Source organism: Marinilabilia sp. (genome assembly GCF_016278715.1).
In the GTDB taxonomy this organism is placed as follows: domain Bacteria; phylum Bacteroidota; class Bacteroidia; order Bacteroidales; family Marinilabiliaceae; genus Marinilabilia.
This window is the reverse complement of record NZ_JADQBH010000005.1, coordinates 1-21,570: the sequence shown is the minus strand read 5'-3', so window position 1 is coordinate 21,570 and position 21,570 is coordinate 1. Positions and strand designations below refer to the sequence as shown.

The window sequence follows — 21,570 nt, the reverse complement described above, 5'->3', positions numbered from 1 at the left end:
ATCGCTGCGAGGCGCTGCCACCGGTAAACCCTCGTGTAGAACAGATTACACCTGGGGTGCCTGAAAATCCGGTAAGCGAACTACTTGGTGACTCCATTCGTCTTACATGGGAAGCCGGTTGTAACAATGTTGCTTTTGTGGTGTACAAATTCAAGCATGGGAAAATTGCCAACATCGAAAGTGCAAAGAATATTTTTGCTGTCACCGGTAAAAAGGAGTTGACCTTTGAAGTGGATAGGAAAAACAAACCAGGTAAATACTATTTCGTGATTTCGGCCCTGAGTCCCACCAATTTTGAATCAGTTCCTGAATATTTTACAGATGTAAATCTGGTGGACAGGAGTCAGGGGAAATGATATTTCTTAAGCCTGATTTATTTGTGAAGTGAAGTTCGACGAAGTCAATCAATCAGGTAAATAAACAAATAGGGAGTTTAAGAAATATGAGTCAATAGTTCATTTAGCCTTTCAAAAAAATATTGTTAATGCCCAAATGCAGATTTGAGGTGTCATGAATAATGGCAACATTATGTGCTTTGTCAGGTTTCGAATATCAAAAACCTAATCATCTATTGTATGAGTACGACGCTTGTTTTAGTAGTAATTCTTGGTTTTTTTAGTGCCCTTTTTCTTATTTCATGGTTTTCGTCGCGCAACAGCAACAGCGAAACATTTTTTACGGGTAATAGGGAATCACCATGGTACCTGGTCGCTTTTGGAATGATTGGTGCTACCATTTCCGGTGTTACCTTTATATCTGTTCCGGGCGAGGTGGGGAGCAGTGCCTGGAGTTATTTTCAGTTTATTCTTGGGAATTTTGTGGGTTATTGGGTGATTGCCCTGGTTTTGTTACCGCTCTACTACAAACGTAACCTGGTTTCTATATATACTTATCTGGATCAGCGGTTTGGGCTTAGATCTTATAAAACGGGATCATTTTTCTTTATTCTATCCCAGACTATTGGCGCTTCGTTCCGGCTCTACCTGGTTGCGGGTGTTTTGCAAATTTCCTTTTTCGATGCACTGGGGGTTCCATTCTGGGTAACGGTGCTTACAACCATCACCCTTATCTGGTTATATACCTTTAAGGCAGGTATTAAAACGGTAGTATGGACCGATACCTTGCAGACGCTGTTTATCCTTGTCTCTGTGGTGGTCACCATTGTGGTAATTGGCAAACAGCTGGATATGGGATTTGGAGAGATGGTAACCACCATTTCAAATCATCCTTACAGTGAGGTGTTTGACTGGGATTGGCAATCAGGGACTAATTTTTTTAAGCAGTTTGTTGCCGGTATTGGGATTACCATTGTGATGACGGGTTTGGATCAGAATATGATGCAAAAGAACCTTACCTGCAAAAATCAAAAGGAGGCTCAGAAGAATCTATTTTGGTTCAGCTTTTCTTTTGTGGGCACGAACCTGCTGTTCTTGGGATTGGGAGTTTTGCTGTATCAGTATGCCGAACAGATGGGGATAAGTATCCCTGAACGTACCGATGATATGTTTCCGTTGCTGGCCATAAAATATTTTGGTACGGCAGTGGGAGTTTTCTTTCTGTTGGGAATTACTGCTGCGGCATATTCCAGTGCCGATTCGGCTTTAACAGCCTTGACAACGGCCTTCTGCATTGATTTTTTAAAGGTCAATCCTAAGCTTCCATCCACAGAGAAAACACGGATAAAAGTGCATATCATTTTTTCATTCATTATGTTTCTTGTCATCGTTTTGTTTCGGATTATTAATGATGAGAGTGTAGTGAACTCTGTCTTTACTGTAGCCGGGTATACCTATGGTCCATTGCTTGGGCTGTTTACTTTTGGTATCCTGACCAACCGGAATACTAAAGATCGATATGTTCCCTTCATCAGTGTTTTGTCGCCCGTACTTTGCTACATAGTAAGCAGCAATTCGGAACAATGGCTGGGCGGGTACCAGTTTGGCTTCGAATTGTTACTGTTAAACGGTTTTCTGGTGTTTCTGGGATTGTGGATATTCTCCAATAAGAATTAATTCAATCTTCAAATCAATAAAATTATGGTTAAATCCGAAAGATACCTTGCTCTTGATGTTCTACGTGGTATGACTATTGCGTTGATGATTACGGTAAACACCCCCGGTAGTTGGCAATATATTTATGCCCCCCTGCGTCATGCCCGCTGGCATGGTTGTACTCCCACAGATCTTGTGTTTCCGTTTTTTCTTTTTGTCGTTGGTGTTTCCATGTTTTTTTCGTTCGGGAAATACGGAAATGCACTGAATAAAGATTCTCTTCAGCGATTGGGCCGAAGAACCCTGTTTATTTTTATGATTGGTCTTTTTCTGAATTCTTTCCCGCAATGGATGCATGACTTTAGCACATTAAGGATAATGGGGGTGATGCAAAGAATTGCTCTGGCTTATGGGGTCGGTTCCCTGATAGTACTTTCCAGCCCCCGCAAATTCATTCCATTTATTGGAGGAGCTATCTTGCTGGCTTACTGGGGTATCCTGGCCTGGTTCGGAGGAGCTGACCCTTATAGTCTTGCTGGCAATGTTGTAATACCTTTCGATAAGGCTATTTTGGGCGAGCAGCATCTCTACAAAGGGTTTGGTATTCCTTTTGATCCCGAAGGATTGCTGAATACCATTCCAGCCATAGTAACGGTTTTACTTGGTTACATGACTGGTGTAATTATAAAAAATACAGAAAGGATAAAGGTCCCTCGTCGTTTGGCACTGTATGGGTTAATTGCTGCCGTGCTGGGACGTCTTTGGGGATTTGTTTTTCCAATCAATAAGCCGTTGTGGACAAGTTCTTATGTGCTTTATACGGCTGGATTGGCTGCTCTGTTCCTGGCCCTGTTGGTTTTTATTATCGACATCAAAGGATTTAAGAAGTGGACATCCTTTTTTGTTGTGTTTGGTGTGAATCCATTGTTTATTTATGCACTTTCAGGATTGTGGGCCCGGACGCTCAGCATTTTGATAAGGTTGGAGACTTCAGATGGAACCGTGATACGCGGAAGTACATGGATCTATGAGAATATTTTTGTGCCTGTTGCCGGAAATATGAACGGCTCTCTGCTCTATGCATTGACACACATATTTTTCTTTTGGCTGATTGGTTATATTCTCTATAAGAAGCGAATATTTATTAAGGTCTGATGTAGTCAGCTGCATTTGAGCTTTTTACATAACAAGAGGGGTGTTTTCGGCGAAGCCCGGAAACACCCCTCTTGTTAGTTCTTCATGGGCCGGATTCAATATAAAAAGCTTTTTTTCGCCAATTCTTTAAAATGATCTACATCTCTGTTCCAGATATCAATCATTTCTTCCACCCTGAAGTTTTTGGTGAAAGCTTTTCGTACTTTATCAGTGCCGCACACTTTATCAAACATATTTAACCGGGAAGGATTACATAGTTCAAACACATTTTTGTCAGGGTTCATTTTGTAAGCTTCCTGCAAAACATAGAATTGTATCAGTGACAGCGGGGCTTTTTCGAGATTGGTGAGATGAACCTGAACGCCTTCAATCTCCTCACCTTTGTAGGTGCTGTAATAGGGTTTAAAAAAAACCGGACGAAAAATCACCCCCGGGAGATTCAATTCATTCAGGTTCTTTGCCAACTTTGGTGCTTCGAGCCAGTCTGCACCAAAGAGCTGAAAGGGCAGGGTATAGCCAACACCTATGTTGTAAACATACAATTCGCCCAGTATACCGGATACTGGATAGTAGTAGGCTGAATGTGCGTGAGGAATGTGCGGGGAGGACGGTATCCAGGGAAGTCCGGTCTCTTCGAAATTCATGTCACGTTCCCATCCTTCCATTTCTATAACGGTAAGGTCGCTTTTTATTCCACCATGCAGCAGATTGTTGTTGTTGATGTGAATGGCCAGCTCCCCTACTGTAAAGCCATGAACATAGGTAATGGGCAACTGGCTTACGAACGAGGTAAAGGCTTTTTCGGTTAACGGACCTTCAAATTTGTTTCCACCAAGTGGATTGGGCCTGTCCAGTACCACAAACTCGATATTGCTTTCGGCTGCAGCTTCCATGGATAGAATCAGTGTGCTGATGTAGGTGTAGGACCTGGAACCGATATCCTGGATGTCGTACACCAGAACATCAATTCCTTCGAGCATTTCCGGTGTGGGCTTTCGGGTTTTTCCGTACAAACTATAGATGGGCACGCCGGTAGCACTGTCGAGGGCATTTTCCACTTTTTCCCCAGCCGCAATATTCCCTCTCACTCCATGTTCAGGTCCGTAAAGTGCCACGAGGTTCACTTCGGGGGCATCAGCCAAGATGTCGATGGTAGAGTTTAATTGGGCATCTACCCCTGTAGGATTGGTGATGAGCCCCACTCTTTTCCCTTTCAGAACTTCAAAGTTTTGCTCTTTTAATATTTCAATGCCTGTTTTTACCTGAGCGTGGGCTGTTGAAAACAGCGTTAAAAGTAGGATAAATGCTATTCTTTTCATGTTTTTCTTTCTTTGAAGGGGCTTTTTGATTTTTTGAAGGTGTTAAAATCCCCATTGTGTTAATTTTAATGTTGTTTTTTAAAAATCGAATTGTAAGTTTGTAAGATGTAATACAAGTAACAAATGTAATAAGTTTTTTAGAAATTTTATTTTTTTCTGAGATGGCAATAGTGGATATTATTAAAAAGACAACTCAATTGATATTTTTGTTTGTAATGATAGTTTCGTGTAATAATAATAAAACTAACCTGAAACTTCAATCCCAGCTTGAAGAACTATATATGGCGCATAACTTCCTGATGGTTGAGAATATACTTACAGGGATTGAGAAACCACTCAGCTCTGATCTGAAATATATGGCCGACAGCCTTATGGATTACATTGACCGGTATAGGACTGAATATCCCCTGACGGAGAGTGACCTCTTGAAGATTTTGAAGGAAAGGGGAATCGATGCTTCTCCGACGCTTGTTGAGCAATGGGAGAAAAAGAAGCAGCTTGATTATTTGGTAATGGACGGTGAAAAGAGGTACTTCAAAAATGCTGCATATAACCTTGTTCTTCTAAACGATTCGCTGGCATCTGTTGCCGGGAGCACCAGTCTTAACGACGACCATTTGGGTGCTTTTTGTGTTTCACATATCAGCGATGTCATTAATATGTCATCAATTGAAAGGATGGGGGAGGTGGTGTGTCCTGAAAATTTTCTTCTCAATTTTTCTCTCCGGATTCATCCTGGTAAGGTCACCCCGGGTAGCCCTGTTTCTGTATGGATGCCTTTTGGAGTAAAAGATTTCTCACGACAATCGGAGGTTAGGCTTTTGAGGAGTTCTGTACCGGATTTTTCACTGAGTAGTGAGAAATGTGCTCACCAATCTGTTTTTATGACCCGGGACGCAGATGAGGATGGCGCAGCTGAGTTTTCTGTTTCTTCTCTGGTAACGAGTAAGGCGCAGTATTTTTCCCCTGAAAGATTGCTGCAGTCACGATTTGTAGAGTTACCCGATTCGGTAATTCCTTTCGCAAAGGAAAGGGGGCCACATCTGGTTTTTAGCAATAGAATAAAGGAACTTGCCGATTCGCTTACTGATGAAGGGATGAGGCCTTTCGAAATGGTCCGGCGCTTTTATTACTGGATTGATGAAAATATTCCCTGGGCACGGGCAGTGGAATACGGTTTGATTCCGAATATTTCCAAATACACGCTGGAGAACATGCATGGAGACTGTGGCATGCAAACGATGCTATTTATGAGTATGTGCCGGTATAAAGGTATTCCAGCCCGCTGGCAAAGCGGATGGATGCTTCATCCGGGAAATGTAAATCTTCATGATTGGTGCGAGGTGTGGTACGAGGGCGTGGGCTGGGTTCCGGTCGATGTCTCTTTCAAACTCCAGAAAAGCAAGGATAAGCGAATTCGGGAGTTTTATATTTCGGGGATCGATGCATATCGGTTTATTGTGAATAAAGATTTCGGTCGGGAATTTTGTCCTCCTAAAAGCTGGCCCCGCAGTGAACCATGGGATTTTCAACGTGGCGAAGCGGAGTGGGAAAAGGGAAATTTATATTTTGATGACTGGAGTTATGATATGGAGGTGACTTACGCGGGCAGATTGTGATTTTTCTTTGGTTTAAGGGAAATTTAACATTTGACGTAACTTATTGGTATATTGGATAAAACAACGAATATTGCCTTTGATTAGGCCTTTGATGTTTCACAGATATCACAAAGTGTTTAAAAATGTTTGCGCAAAGGAAAAATTACCTTAGTTTTATATCTGGTAAGATGTAATACAAGAATACATTCATTCTTTCCCATTTCGGACTGATGATAACTTTTGGACTGTTAATCTTTATTTATCAGTGTTCCGGAGTGAGGGGATAGTTAATAGGAAAGTTTTTTGTATAACTAAAAATCAGACATTTACTTTTTAATGTTAAGCGTTGAAAATTTCTAATTATTAAAATCCAAGTATTTATGAGAAAAGTTCTTTTTTCTGCTTTTTTGGCCATGTTTTTCGGTCAATTAATTCTAGCTCAGGAGATTAATATCTCAGGGGTTGTTAGTGATACACAGGGAGTTCCCATTCCCGGCGTTAATGTGTACACGAAAAGTGATATGTCCGTAGGAACCATTACCGACATGCAGGGCTCTTATGAGATTAGGGCAGAGGGTGATGCCATATTGGTTTTCCAGTTTGTTGGGATGAAAACGATTGAAACTCCCGTTGACAATCGTACTTCCATAAATGTGGTTATGGAAGATGAATTTGTGAACCTTGACGAGGTGGTTGCCGTAGGCTATGGTGTTCAAAGGAAAAGTGATGTAACCGGGTCGGTTGCTTCAGTCGATTTTTCAAAGCTGGAGGATCAACCTGTTTCTAATCTTGACCAGGCACTTCAGGGACGAGTTGCCGGTGTTCAGATTGTTTCCAATTCGGGTGCTCCCGGCGGCTCACTTGCTGTTCGGGTTCGTGGTATTGGTACTATTAATAATTCAGACCCGTTATATGTGGTAGATGGAATTCCCGTCCCGAATATTGATTTTCTGAATGCCAATGATATTAAATCTATAGAGGTTCTGAAAGATGCTTCCGCATCTGCTATTTATGGGTCCAGAGGTGCTAACGGCGTTGTACTGGTAACCACCAAGAAGGGGGAGTTAAATCAGGAAGCCCGTGTTACTTTTGATGCTTACTACGGAACCCAGCAGGTAATTAATAATTGGGAAACGACTTCCGGTTCGCAATGGTATAGCATCCAGGAGCAACTCAATGCAACACGTACTTCTCCGCTTGACCTTTCAGGGGTTGATCGCAATCAAAATACCGATTGGTTTGATGAAATAACACAGGTAGCCCCCATTTATGATATGAACCTAAATGTTTCCGGTGGTTCGGAAAAACTTACTTACTCATTGAGTGTAGGTGGTTTTGGACAGGAGGGTACTGTTAAAGGGAGTGAATTCCAGAGAAGAACGCTTAAGCTGAATTCTGATTACAAAGTATCCGAGAAGTTCACCATCGGGTCAAATATTAATGTTCAAACCAGTGAGCAGGAATCTATACTGGAAGGGTCTTATCATACTGGTGTAATAAATACAGCCATTAAAATTGAGCCCCTGATTCCGGTATGGATAGATGAAGCTGCCGGAGTGTATGATTATTCCCGCTTCACAGACTATCCCAACCCTGTTGCTCAAATTGAATATGAAAACTCTCGCGATGAAAAACTGAATCTTTTAGGGAATATCTTCGCGCAATTTGAATTTGTTCCGGGATTGACATTTAAAACTTCTTACAGTCAAAATAGTTACCGGAATGATTCCTATGACTTCGAACCTGTTTATTTTGTTAATGTGAATCAGCAAAATGTGGAGAATGAAGTCAGCCGGGGCTATAACAAAGGAGATTACTGGACCTGGGAGAATGTGCTGAATTTTCAAAATACTCTTGGAGAAAAGCATTCTGTTGGTGTAATGGTTGGATATACGATGGAAGAGGGGTCTTATGAATGGATTGATGCTTCTAAAAAGAATATTCCTAATGAAGATGAGGCTTTGTGGTACTTCGATGCTGCCGCTGATGGAGATAATGTTTCAGGAAGTGCTTCGGAGGTTGGATTGGTTTCGGGCTTAGGCCGGTTAAATTATAGTTACGATAATAAATATCTGGCAACTGTTAATTTTAGAGCTGACGGTTCCTCCCGCTTTCCGGATGGCAATAAATGGGGTAGTTTTCCTTCCGTTGCTTTAGGTTGGAAAGTTTCTGAAGAAAACTTCATGAACAACATAGACTGGATTTCTTCTCTGAAGCTTCGCGCGGGCTGGGGGCAAATTGGTAACAACAACATCGGTTACTATCCCTATCAGACAACTATGAGTGGAAATGCTCAGTATCGTTATCTTTTTGGTCCTGGCGAGAGTTTTGATCAGGGATATGCTGTGGTGAATATGCGTGATCAGAATATTAAATGGGAAACTGTTGAATCTTTCAATATTGGCGTTGATGCCCTCATGCTGGATGGTCGTCTTGAAGCTACCCTCGACTGGTATCAGAAAGACACTAAAGATATGTTGGTGAGTGTTCCTATTCCTATTTATTACGGCTATGAGGGTGGTCCTGTGGCCAATGTTGGTTCCGTCCGGAACAGTGGACTTGAATTGTCGGCCAATTACAGGGAGCGCTTATCAAAAGATTTTCAATTTAATGTGGGTTTTAATTTGTCTACCTATACCAATGAAGTATTGTCTTTAGGAACCGGACAGCCTATTACAGGAGGTGCTTATTATGGTGGTTCTGCAACAAGAACGGAAGAAGGCGAGCCTATAGGTTATTTCTACGGTTACAAAACTGATGGAGTTTTTCAAAATCAAAATGAAATTGATAATCATGCGGCTCAGATGGGGTCTGACAATGCTGGCCTTGAACCCGGTGATTTGAAGTTCGTGGATACCAATGGAGATGATGTAATAAATGATGAGGACCGCACGAAAATAGGTAATCCCATTCCTGATTTTACCTATGGAATCAATGCCGGTTTGACTTTTAAGGGGTTACAGTTTGATGTGTTCTTCCAGGGTTCTCAGGGAAATGAAATTTTCAATGCCATGAAAACCCACCTCTATGCCTTTGATGAGACCAATAAACATATAGATATGCTGAACTCATGGACTCCGCAAAATACCAATACAGACATGCCTCGTTTGAGCGGAAGTGATGACAATAACACCAATCGAACCTCTGATCGCTTTGTGGAGGATGGCAGTTATATAAGACTTAAAAATATGACTTTAGGTTACAATATACCCAGGCGTTTTACGCAGAAGGTGGGAATTGATGCATTAAAGATTTATTTGTCAGGCCAGAATCTGTGGACAAAAACTGATTACAGCGGGGCCGATCCCGAAATTGGTCAGATTTCTTCTACCAATTATCTTAGTAGGGGAGTTGATATCGGGACTTATCCGCAGGCACAAATATATACCATCGGTGTAAAAATTCAGTTTTAAATTGGAAACCATTTATAGACTTTAGTTATGAAAAAAATGAAATATATTATTATTGTAATGCTTCTCCCTCTTGTTTTTTCCTGTGAGGATTTTCTGGAAAAGGAGAAACTGGGCGAAGAAACTTTTGACGTCTATTACAATAGTGAGGAGAAGGCGATTCATAGTGTAACGGCAGCCTATTCAGATGTAAAAGATTATCGTTTTGGGTGGACCCTCTGGGCTTTTGGTGAGACCTTAAGTGATAATGCTGTTTACAGTGGAAGTGATGGGGACAATGCCGGCTTTGAATTGCTGAAGAATTTTAATGGTACTCCCGATATGCACTATGTTACCAATAAGTGGAGGCTTTGCTATCGAGGGATTAATAAAGCTTCTCAGGCTATTGAGGGTATTTCAAAAATGGATGATAATTTGTTCTCTTCTGTCGAGGTGAAACACAGGCTTATTGCAGAAGCCCGTTTTTTGCGTGCTTTCTTTCATTATGAGCTGGTGAGAGCTTTTGGACGTATTCCCATTGTTGATCATTGGGTCCAGAGCGTGAATGAAAAGATTGGGCAATCTGAAATTGGTGAGGTTTATGGATTTATCATCGATGAACTGGAAATTGCTGCTATAGATCTTCCGTTAAAAAGTGAGTATTCAACAGATAACCTCGGACGGGTTACTAAAGGAACCGCTCATGCTTATCTTGCGAAAGCCAATATGTACATGGAGAATTGGGGTGCCGCACGCGATTGGGCGCTGGAGGTAATTGAATCAGAGGAGTACGGCCTCGATCCCGATTTTGGCCATGTTTTTTCTTTCGATGGTGAACATGGGATTGAGTCTGTTTTTGAAATCTCTTTTCATGATTCAGAAACCGAGTCATCCGCCTTTTCAAACAACGGAAACTTTCAGACGTTGTTTATGTTGCCAAGAAACATCACCTATGGTTATGGAATTAATCAACCGACACAGGATTTGTTTGAAGCATTTGAGGCTGAGGGAGATGTGGTTCGTAGAGATGCTACGCTCCTGACTACTGAAGAAGTATTTGAAATTGAACTGGCCGATTTCTATGTTGCTTTGGAAGCAGCCGAGGAGTCAGGTGATGCCGAGGCTATTGCCGCTGCAGAAGCCGCTCTCGAAGAAGAAAAGAATAAATTGACCTTTAACCGTACCGGATTTTATAATGAGAAAATGTATGTTTCACCGGAAAACAGATCTTCTCAGATTCGAAACAATGGCAATAACATTCGTTTGATGAGATATGCCGAAGTACTTCTAATATATGCTGAGGCTTGTGCACATACAAATGCTGAGGGTGAAGCCCGTGAGAAATTAAATTGGGTACGTGACCGTGCCGGGCTGGAGGATGTTACTGCGTCGGGCCAGGATTTGTTAGAGTCTATCTATACCGAGAGAAGGCTTGAACTTGCAGGTGAAAATGACCGCTACCATGACTTGGTCAGACTTGAAAGAGCAGATAAATTGCCGGGATGGAGCGAGTCAAGGAAATACTGGCCTGTGCCACAAGCGGAAATTGACGTTACCACCGGCGAGATTGAGCAAAATGAAGGATATACCGGATCGAACTAAGTAATTTGTTATTTTCGTTTCTATTCAAAAGAGGCTGTCTTCGGGCGGCCTCTTTTTTTTAATATTAAAAATTAATTCTGTCCTAAATAAATATTTTGAACGCACTGACTGGCTTGATGAAAGTTGACTTTGACAGGTGAGCCTTAAAACAAGGTTGTTTTATCGAAGAATCATCTTTGTTTGAAAATAGTGTCGTATTAAGCATGAAATAATGCACCAAGCATGACTTTTTTTTTCTTCATGATAAAAAGCTTACGTAGCTGGGGCAATGCTCACTTTTTAGCATTCTAAAAAAAATCAAAAAACAGTTTCAATTTATAAGTCATTTTATACATGAAATGACACTCGTGCGGGCAGCAGTGAGATGAGTCTAGTTGATTTCGATGAAAGAACCGTAGTTTTTAGAGTGAAAGCTGGTTCAGTCTTGGATTATTGCGATAAGTGAGAACAATATCAAGCTTGCTTGGGAATTGTCGAACGAAGCAATAATCATGAAATAGTTTCTTTGCCTTCTTTCTTGTATCAAGACAAAAAATAAATTCAGGGTTTAAGGGCTGAAATCCTTTTTATGGAAGATGTTAGGACACTATAGAATGTCAATTATTATTTACTGAGCATTAAGGGCGAGTTATTATGATAATCAAATGGATTAAAGTTTTTATCAAGGGTCGGGGTGAGGTAAGTGAGAGATAGGTAGCTGTTTATGAGTGTTGGTGATGAATGATTTCCCAACACAAAACATGTAATACATGTTACATGGTATAAAAAGTTTAAAAAATGTTTGCACTTAAAAATATTAACATTAATTTTGAACTCGGTAACATGTAATACAAAAATACGTTTATTCTTTTTTAGCTCTATGAAAACTCTTTATTATGGCATATTAATCTCTCTGTCAGGGCTGCTTTGGGGATGTGGGGGTGGTCAAAATGTTGGGGAGAGTATTACCCGTTTTCAAACTAAAGCAATTGGGGACTTAAGGGAAAATGTTTTTAATATTACTTCTGAACGAGTGGGACGAAAAACATTTATACTTTCGGGTGAGATTGATGACCGGCAGCTTAAGACGGAATTGATTGATTTTCTGGTCGCCCAAGGGTTTCATATTCAGGATAGTGTGGTTGTCCTGCCTCACGATGTCTTTTCTTCACAGGCGTTTATCGACTTAAGCGTTGTTACCATGCGCTCTTCAGCTTCTCATGTTGCCCCCATTGTTAGTCAGGCTTTGATGGGAATGCCGGTCAGGGTTTTAAAACAGGATGGAGGCTGGGCTTATATACAAACTCCGGATCGCTACCTTGGATGGTGTGAAAAGTCGGCCCTCTGGTTTACCAACCCGGAGGAGAGGGAAGAATGGACTCAAGCTCCCAGGGTAATGATTACCAGTCGGTATTCAATAATCCGAGATGTTGAGACCGGGGATGTTCTTGGTGATCTTGTCGCCGGCTGTCTTCTGGAGAAAACAGGGCAGCACAATGATAAAATATTCATAAAAACACCGGGTGGAATCGAAGGATATGTGAAAGCTTCAGAAGTAACCCTCTTTGACCGGACTCATTTTCCTGATACAGTGGATACGCGGAAATTGGAGGAAACAGCCTTAAGTCTTATCAGAACACCCTATCTGTGGGGAGGTACTTCGGTGAGCGCACTTGATTGCAGTGGATTTACAAAAACCGTTTATCGGCATCATGGAATTATGCTGGCCAGAGATGCTTCTCTTCAGGCGATGTACGGTGAAGAGGTGCCAGTTGATGAGGGCTGGGAAATTTTTAAAACGGGCGACCTGCTTTTCTTTGCCTCTGGTGAAGGGAGCGATAGAATTACTCACGTGGGCATGTATCTGGACAATTCAGAGTTTATTCATGAAGCAGGAAAAGTGAAGATAAATAGCTTTGATAGTACTCGCCTAAACTACAGTCACTTTCGGGCAAAAACGCTTGTAAAGGCCAGACGAATCGACAGGCAGTATGGTTCTGAGGGAATCGTTCACCTGATGGAACATCCGTGGTATGTGAAACAATAATAGGGTTGTTATGGGACAAAATCACAACAATAACCGTAGAGATTTTTTGAAAAAAGCAGGCTTCATTGCCGGTTCAGCTTTTTTGTCAACCGGAACAAAGGGATGTGCCAAAACAAACAACCGAAGAGGATCCTCCGTGGGAAAGACTATGAATCTGAAATTTACACCATACGAGTTACAGTTGAAACATGCTTTTACACTGGCTTCGGGTAGCAGAACCACAACTCCGGTGATGCTGACCGAAATAGAATACGATGGAGTAATTGGCTATGGAGAAGCTTCCATGCCTCCCTATCTTGGGGAAAGTCATGAAACGGTCAGGAAATTTCTGACAAAGGTGGAGCTCAACCGGTTTAAGGATCCTTTTCTGACCGAAGATATCCTGGATTATATTAATACTATAGCCCCCGGCAATTTTGCTGCTAAAGCATCCGTTGATATCGCCCTGTATGATCTGTTGGGAAAACTGATGGAGCAGCCCTGGTACAGGATATGGGGTTTTAACCCCGACGACACACCTGATACTTCATTCACTATTGGAATTGATAAGCCCGATGTTGTAAAAGAGAAAACCCGTGAGGCCTCACCTTACAACATTTTGAAAGTAAAAATGGGCAGAGATAACGATCGCGAAATGATTAACAGTGTTCGTTCGGTAACTGATAAGCCTCTTTGTGTAGATGTCAATCAGGGGTGGAAAGACCGTAGCGAAGCTTTGGAGATGATACACTGGTTGAAAGAAAAGGGGATTGTGTTTGTGGAGCAACCAATGCCCAAAACAATGGTCGAGGATATTGCCTGGCTCACTCAGAATAGTCCGCTCCCCATTATTGCAGATGAAGCATTGCAAACTGTTGACGATATCAGAAATGTGTTTGGGGTGTACAGTGGAGTGAATATTAAACTGATGAAGTGCGGCGGAATGCGTGCCGCACGTCAAATGGCTCTTGCGGCTAAAGGTCTGGGGATGAAGGTGATGTTTGGCTGTATGACTGAAACATCCTGTGCCGTTACCGCTGCTGCCCAATTGTCTCCCATGGCCGACTGGGCCGATCTGGATGGAAACTTGCTTATCACAAATGATGTGTTCGACGGATTGAAAATAGTGGAGGGGCGCATCGTATTGCCCGACAGGCCGGGTATCGGAGTGCTTGAGAAATGAGAGCGATAATAGAATCTTTTAGATGATTAAAGTTTTTAATGAGAATTTTTATGAGGGTATTATTCTTTGTTTTCTTCTTTGCCGTATTTTTTTCCGCATGCAATTTCTCTTCCGGGAGTTTCCGCATTGCGCACCTCACTGATATACATGTTTCTCCAGGCTCAGAAGCAGAAGCGAATCTAATTAAAGCAATTGATGATATTAATGCCTTAGAACCTGATTTTGTAGTTGTAACTGGCGATTTAACCAACACAGGGTCAAATGCTGAATTGATGGCTGCAAAGAAAGTTCTGGATCGGTTGAATGTTCCATATTATGCGATTCCCGGGAATCACGAAACCAATTGGTCTGAATCGGCAGGTCTTAAGTTTAATGAACTATGGGGAAATGACAGATTTATTTTCACCACGGACGATTTTCTTTTTGTTGGTTTCAATACTGGTCCGTATATGAAAATGGGGGACGGGCATGTGAAACAAGAAGATCTGAAATGGCTGATGCGTGTATTGAATAACCTTGAATACAAGGATAAAACATTGGTCTCAATGGCTCATTATCCATTAGCTGAAGGATTGGACAATTGGAACCATGTAGTAGATCTACTTAAAGAGCATGATTGCCGACTCACTTTGTGTGGGCATGGTCACAGAATTAAGTTGTTAAACTTTGACGGAATTCCCGGGGTCATGGGACGATCTCTTTCCAGCCCTCAATTTGATGCACCGGGCTATACACTATTGGAACTTCGAAACGACAGTGCATTGATTTTTAACAAACAACCCTCGGAGGATGTAGGTGACCCGATTATTTCTCTGAGTTTATTTTCTCCGGATACGATTAAAACATTACCGATTTCTTCTAGACCGAATTATTCGGTCAATTCACAGTATCCGGGGGTTGAAGTGATGTTTGAATTGAGAGATACGGCTTCTATTTTTACGGGGCCTTGTCTGGTCAATGATTCTCTTCTGGTTTACGGTAATTCGCTGGGGTATGTTAAAGGAGTGAGAACTTCTGATAAATCAATTCTCTGGGAACGCCGTTACGAAGGAGCCCTTTTTTCCACTCCGGTGACGAATAAGAAAGTGGTTGCTTTTGGGAATGTGCAAGGAGAGATAATCGGCCTGGATGTCAAAAACGGAAGGGAAGTGTGGAAGGTTAATGTGGGAACACCCGTGCTTGCCGAAGGGATTGTTGAAGACAATGCTTTGTATATAGGAGGCGGACAAACGGCCTTTTACAAAATCGACATGTCTGATGGCAGGGTTATCTGGAAATTCGATGACATAGATGGTCTTATTCATGGGAAGCCGGTAGTCGCAGAGGATGAAGTGGTTTTTGGGGCCTGGGACAGGCATCTTTATTGTCTCAACAGGCAAAATGGAGTGTTGCGATGGAGCTGGAACAATGGGAATGCCGTTCAACTTTTTTCTCCCGGAAATGTAAAGCCGGTTATTGCCAATGGCAAAGTGTTTATTGTGGCACCTGACAGGTTTATGACTGCCATTGAACTGAAAACCGGAAAAGAAGTTTGGCGAACCAAAAAACACCAGGTACGTGAGTCTATGGGGATCAGCCCGGATGGAAAACAGGTGTACGCCAAGCTGATGAACGATTCCATAATCTCCATGTCGTCGCGCGCATCCATCCCAAAAACGCTTTGGGCTATTGATGCCGGTATTGAGTACGACCACAATCCTTGTCCTGTCGTTGCCAAAGACGCGTGGGTTGCCGCTGCTACTAAAAACGGGCTGGTTACAGTTGTTTCCTCCAATGGAGAAAAGGTGTTGTGGAAATTTAAAGCAGGTAATTCATCAATAAATAAAATGGTGCCTGACGACAAGGAAACCCTATGGATGACCTTGATGGAAGGCAAGATAATGAGGCTTAAACATCCCATGAGTAAATCAATAGAAACAGTTCATTAATTTTTAAATCAGTTAATTCAACGATTATGATGACAAAAAAAATCTCGTTACTTTTAGCTCTATTCTGCGTGCTGACAGGCTTCGCAGTGGGGCAGAGCATTACGGGGACAGTTCTGGATTCTGAAAACGGAGAACCAATCCCCGGTGTTAACATTATGGTTGTGGGATCCGGTACGGGTACCATCACCAATATGGATGGCGAATATGAACTTGACCTTGGTCAGGAGTTGGCTACTGTACAATTTTCATTCATTGGCTATGACAATTATACCCTTGACGCACAGGCGGGTGCGACTTACACTATTGAGCTTGTTCCTAGTGATATGATGCTGGATGATGTAGTTGTTGTAGGTTATGGTTCTCAACGAAAAGAGAATTTGACTGGTGCCGTTTCCAGTATTGATGTGGAGAAAGCCATTAACAGCCGCCCGGTTACTGATGTGGGCAAGGCATTGCAGGGAATTACCCCCGGATTGACCATCACCAATCAACAGGGAGGTATTGGAACCGAGTCAACCATTCGTTTGCGCGGCTCCACAGGTTCTCTGAATGCTAATTCAGGTACTTCTCCGCTTATTCTTGTTGATAACGTGGAGGTCCCAAGCCTGAATCTTGTTAATCCTGATGATATTGCAGAAATATCAGTCCTTAAAGATGCTGCATCGGCAGCCATTTATGGTACCAGAGCCACATGGGGTGTTATTCTGATTACCACCAAAAAAGGCAGCAAGAATGACAAGGTAAGGGTTACCTACAGAAATAATATTGCGTGGAATACACCTACCGTGATGCCTGAGCAGACTTCGGCTTATGAAAATGCTAAGGTTTTGCTCGATATCGCCCAACGTACCAGTGGGGCCAATAGTATTTCCAGTATTGGCTATAATGTGGACCAGGAAGCCTTGGGGAAAATTAAAGCATGGGAGGAGCAATATGGTAACATGTCCCAGGATGAATTGGGCCAGATGCAGATGGGACGTGACTTTGAAATTAGGGGTGGAAAAACCTATTTTTATCGTTCTTTCGATCCTTTTAAAGAGTTTACAAGAAAATGGACTCCGCAGCAATCTCACAATTTTTCTGTAAGTGGCGGTAGCGATAAGTCAACCTTTAACGTAAGTTTCGGTTACCTGGAGCAATCCGGAGTTATGAAAGAGAATACGGATACTTATGAGCGTTACAATTTTAGCACCAATGTAACAACTAAAGTCAGAGACTGGTGGGAAATTAAAACTGGTGTTTTGTTGACTCGTTCTACCGAAACTCAGCCTTACCGCTTTACTTCAGGATTGTATGATGCATGGTACTATCTATTGCGCTGGCCAAAATGGTATCCCTATGCCGACTATGAAGATAAGCCTTTCAGATCTGCTGTTACAGATATGAAATATGCCAATGACGAGTCGGATACACAAAATTACGGAAGGTTAAATCTTGGTAGTGTCTTTACGCCAATTGATGGAATGGCAATTAATGTGGACTACACTTTCTCTCTGTTGAATAAAAACCTGAGACGAAATGGTGGCACCATCATGGCATACAATATGTTTACCGGCAGCCCTATCGATAATTATGATGATATTTACGGGCAAACCCATAATAGGGTGATTGAGTCGAGTCGATACACTGTTAGCAATGTTTTTAAGGCTTATGGTACTTATGAGTTCAAACTGGATGATCAGCATAATTTCAAGGTGATGGCCGGTATGGATGCTGAAGATCGTAGAAATTTCAGTCACTACTCTGAAGCTCGTGGATTGATTGACCCAACCACTCCTGCCATCAGGCTGACTACAGGTGATGAGTATGCAAGGAACTCCACCTATGCTTATGACTATGAGTTTGCCTCTGCCGGTGTTTTTGCCAGATTTAATTATGATTTTCAACAGAAATACCTGGTCGAAGTCAATGGACGTTACGATGGTTCTTCCAGATTCCCGGCAGGCGACAAGTGGGCTTTCTTTCCATCGGCATCTGTGGGATGGAGGGTTACAGAAGAACCCTTTATGGATTTCGCCGACCCGATCTTGTACGATCTTAAAATAAGAGGTTCGTGGGGAACTATTGGGAACCAGGATGTTGCTGCTAATTCATTTCTCTCTACCATGTCTAATAACCCTTCTTCAGGTTGGGTATTGGATGGCAGCCAGATTCCTTATGTTACCAGTCCTACGATAATACCTCCAAGTCTTACGTGGGAGCGTGTTTCCACTCTGGACATCGGACTTGATGCCCGTCTTTTCCGCAACAAACTCGGAGTTACCTTCGACTGGTACAAACGTACCACAACCGACATGCACTCACCCGGTGAGACGCTTCCTGCTTCTTTTGGGGCTTCTTCTCCTTTACGGAACTATGGAGAACTTGAAGGAAAAGGTTATGAAATTATGCTTGACTTTAATCATCAATTCTCCAATGGCTTGCAAATGGGTGTAAGAGCAGGATTCTCTGATGTAAAAGAAAAGTTAATTAAGTACAGCAATAGTATTGAGAACATTTATTCTAATTACGAGGGAAAAGAACTTGGAGAAATTTGGGGGTATGAAACCGACCGACTGTTCCAGGAGTCTGACTTTGTTAATGGTGAAATGAGAGACGGAATTGCCTCACAAAGTTTGTTTGAATCAGGTGCTTTCCAATATGGTCCGGGAGATGTTAAATATCAGGATCTCAACCGTGATGGCGTTATTGATTATGGTAGCAATACATTGGATGATCATGGTGACCTGAAAGTAATTGGCAACTCTCGTCCTCGGTACGAATATAGCTTTGGGCTGGATCTTGCCTGGAAAGGTTTTGACTTTAGCACATTCTTTCAGGGGGTTGGGAAAAGAGACCTGTGGGCAGTTGGTACTGTTGCCATCCCTTCATTTATTGATAATGAGGCATACTATGAACACTTCATGGATTACTGGACCCCTGAGAATACTGATGCTTTTTATCCACGTCCTGCGAGTCATTCGTGGGTTAGCAATGGTAGAAACTTCCTGCGTCAAAGCAGATACCTTCTGGATTTGTCGTACCTCAGATGTAAGAATATGACCCTTGGATATACCTTGCCGCAACCACTGGTATCCAGAGTTTCTGTTGAGCAGGTGCGTGTCTATGTAAGTGGTGAAAACTTGTTCGAATTCACTGATGCACATTTACCTGTAGATCCGGAATCAACTGAAAATAAAAACGGAAATACAACCGGATTCTCTTTCGGTCGTAGTTATCCTTACTCTCGAACTATTTCATGTGGTGTACAAATAAGCTTCTAAAACGATAATGATTATGAAGACAAGAATATTAATAATAGGAATTATACTTTCATTGTTTGCAGGCTGTTCCGATGATTATCTGGAACGACTACCCAATGATACCCTGGTCGATGCTCCGGAGTTCTGGAATGATGAAAGCAATGTAAGCAACCGGATGTTCGCATTTTACACTCATTTCTTTCCAGGTTATGAGAGTGGTTGGACTCGATCCAATTTCTGGACACTTGCCGACGCACCTGAAACTTCGTGGACCGATGATGCAGCCCAGAAAGCCGCTACCTACTTTCTCAATAATGCACCATCTACTGCTTCTGGTGCAGGATGGGATTTTGATTATGTAAGGGAGATTAATTTAATAATTGATCGGTTGGAAGGATCTGAGATGCTTGAAGAAGAACGTAATCACTGGTTAGGCGTCGCCCGTTTTTTCAGAGCAATGGAGTATCACCGCCTGGTAAAACGCTTTGGTGATATGCCATGGTTCGATCAGGTGATTGTTGATACTGATAAAGACTTACTTTACCGTTCGCGTGATTCTCGTACTGCCGTGATGGACAATGTTTTGGCGGATTTAGAGTTTGCCGGTGTGCATGTTCGTGTTTCCGAGGGATTGCCCGGTCTTAAAGTGAATCAGGACGTGGTGAAGGCTTATACCTCTCAGATTATGCTGTTCGAAGGAACCTGGCAGAAATACCATAGCGAAAACAGTGCTGCAGCAGCCAAATATCTTGAAGTTGCCCGCACAGCTGCGCTTGAGCTGATTGAGAGTGGCAGGTACTCTGTTGCTCCTGGTTATTTGGCTCTTACGGCCTCCGAAACACTTGCCGGAAATCCCGAGATTATACTTTATCGTGCTTACGAACCTGGAGTCGTTACTCACTCGGTAATGGGTTTTCAGCTCCAGGATGGAGAACGCAATTCTCCTTCCAAGGATTTGATAGACAGTTATTTGTCGGCCAATGGCTTGCCTATTGCTCAGGCTGAGAATGACATGTTTGAAACAGATAAAACGTTTTCAATGGAGATGGCAAACCGCGATCCCAGGTTATATGCCAATATAGACTCTTCACGTTTATATATTGACGGGGTGGATGTTTTATTTGCTTCTTCCGGCTACTATTCGCATCGATTTATTAATTACAATCTGACTCAGCATTCAGGCCAGCTTTCTATTACGGATGCCCCGGTGATGAGATATGGAGAAGTATTGCTTAACTATATTGAAGCTTCAGCCGAATTGGATGACCTTGGGGAATATACACTTACTCAAAACGATTTTGACATCTCATTTAATGAGTTGAGAAAGAGAGAAAGTGTTGATATGCCTTTGGTTAATTATGATGGGGGCAATCTTTCTGTGGATGGTGTCGTAATTAACGATCCCGACCGGGATGCTGATGTTCCTTCTGTGATTTGGGAAATCAGACGTGAGCGAAGAGTTGAAATGGTATGGGAAGGAAAACGGTTCGATGATTTGCGACGCTGGAAAAAGCTGGAATATGCCGACATGACGCTGAACTCTAAATTGAACCTTGGAGCATGGCTTGATAAGGAAGCCTTTGTTCTTTGGTACAATGAGAACGTAGCAGATGTAGATACACAGATTGAACTGAGTGATCTGGACGGAATTAATCTGGATCGAGACGGGACAGCAGGATACATTGTTCCCACGGATGATCCCACGGCTGTAAGGGAGTACAATGAAAGGGATTACCTATATCCCCTTCCAACCGACGAGATTGCTTTGTATAAAGAAAACGGAGTGACTTTGGAGCAAAATCCGGGTTGGTAATACAACTAATAATGATACATTTAAGGCAGGATCCTGGGTTTCCAGGATTCTGCCTTAAATGATTTTCAGAGGCCATTTGTCTTTAATTGATACATTATGAAACAAGTAGGTGTTTTTTTATTGTTGTTCCTGTTTTTTCATACAGGTCAAAAAACTCATGCAGAAGAAGTCGTTGTGGGAGCAGAACGTACATCAGCCTACTTCCCTCAGCTGAAAAATCAGCGAATAGCGGTGTTTTCCAATCACACCGGATTAGTAGGTGAAGAACATCTGGTTGATTTTTTGTTGAGAAACAAGTTTGATGTGATGGGAATATTTGCTCCTGAACATGGATTCAGGGGTACT

The 21,570-nt window shown here is 42.2% G+C and carries 12 protein-coding genes and 1 pseudogene; 12 read left to right on the top strand and 1 reads right to left on the bottom strand.

Annotated elements, in window-relative coordinates; translation table 11 throughout:
- The 3 genes and pseudogenes from QZZ43_RS00210 to QZZ43_RS00200 form a co-directional block, all read left to right on the top strand.
- Positions 1–356, top strand: a pseudogene (locus QZZ43_RS00210) (glycoside hydrolase family 10 protein); the annotation flags it as partial.
- A gap of 219 nt (positions 357–575) precedes the next feature.
- Positions 576–2,012, top strand: coding sequence for a sodium:solute symporter (locus tag QZZ43_RS00205; RefSeq protein WP_291854670.1), 1,437 nt, complete (start codon positions 576–578; stop codon positions 2,010–2,012).
- Between the two features lie 24 nt (positions 2,013–2,036).
- Positions 2,037–3,146 carry a hypothetical protein gene (locus QZZ43_RS00200; protein WP_291854668.1) on the top strand — a complete coding sequence of 370 codons (1,110 nt, stop codon included), beginning with the start codon at positions 2,037–2,039 and terminating at the stop codon, positions 3,144–3,146.
- A gap of 95 nt (positions 3,147–3,241) precedes the next feature.
- On the opposite strand, the gene QZZ43_RS00195 is transcribed toward QZZ43_RS00200, so the two are convergent.
- Positions 3,242–4,465 carry a DUF1343 domain-containing protein gene (locus QZZ43_RS00195; RefSeq protein ID WP_291854664.1) on the bottom strand — a complete coding sequence of 408 codons (1,224 nt, stop codon included), beginning with the start codon at positions 4,463–4,465 and terminating at the stop codon, positions 3,242–3,244.
- 197 nt (positions 4,466–4,662) lie between these two features.
- On the opposite strand from QZZ43_RS00195, the gene QZZ43_RS00190 reads away from it, so the two are divergent.
- The 9 genes from QZZ43_RS00190 to QZZ43_RS00150 form a co-directional block, all read left to right on the top strand.
- Positions 4,663–6,084: a transglutaminase family protein gene (locus QZZ43_RS00190; RefSeq protein ID WP_291854661.1), complete on the top strand. Its 1,422-nt coding sequence runs from the start codon at positions 4,663–4,665 to the stop codon at positions 6,082–6,084.
- Positions 6,085–6,443: 359 nt separating this feature from the next.
- Positions 6,444–9,476, top strand: coding sequence for a TonB-dependent receptor (locus QZZ43_RS00185; protein WP_291854659.1), 3,033 nt, complete (start codon positions 6,444–6,446; stop codon positions 9,474–9,476).
- Positions 9,477–9,512: 36 nt separating this feature from the next.
- Positions 9,513–11,054, top strand: a complete 1,542-nt coding sequence (locus QZZ43_RS00180) for a RagB/SusD family nutrient uptake outer membrane protein (RefSeq protein ID WP_291854657.1) — start codon at positions 9,513–9,515, stop codon at positions 11,052–11,054.
- A gap of 859 nt (positions 11,055–11,913) precedes the next feature.
- A complete protein-coding gene (locus QZZ43_RS00175; protein ID WP_291854654.1) occupies positions 11,914–13,080 on the top strand; it encodes a C40 family peptidase in 1,167 nt (388 codons plus the stop codon).
- A gap of 10 nt (positions 13,081–13,090) precedes the next feature.
- On the top strand, positions 13,091–14,242 hold the full coding sequence (locus QZZ43_RS00170) for a dipeptide epimerase (RefSeq protein WP_291854652.1): 1,152 nt from the start codon (positions 13,091–13,093) through the stop codon (positions 14,240–14,242).
- A gap of 50 nt (positions 14,243–14,292) precedes the next feature.
- Positions 14,293–16,170 (top strand): PQQ-binding-like beta-propeller repeat protein, encoded by a 1,878-nt coding sequence (locus QZZ43_RS00165; protein ID WP_291854649.1) that lies wholly within the window; start codon positions 14,293–14,295, stop codon positions 16,168–16,170.
- Between the two features lie 26 nt (positions 16,171–16,196).
- Positions 16,197–19,433 (top strand): TonB-dependent receptor, encoded by a 3,237-nt coding sequence (locus QZZ43_RS00160; RefSeq protein ID WP_291854645.1) that lies wholly within the window; start codon positions 16,197–16,199, stop codon positions 19,431–19,433.
- Positions 19,434–19,446: 13 nt separating this feature from the next.
- Entirely contained in the window at positions 19,447–21,225 is a 1,779-nt protein-coding gene (locus tag QZZ43_RS00155) for a RagB/SusD family nutrient uptake outer membrane protein (RefSeq protein WP_291854642.1), read from the top strand.
- 96 nt (positions 21,226–21,321) lie between these two features.
- Positions 21,322–21,570, top strand: a 249-nt coding sequence (locus QZZ43_RS00150) for an exo-beta-N-acetylmuramidase NamZ domain-containing protein (protein WP_291854639.1), incomplete at its 3' end; no start/stop codon positions are given.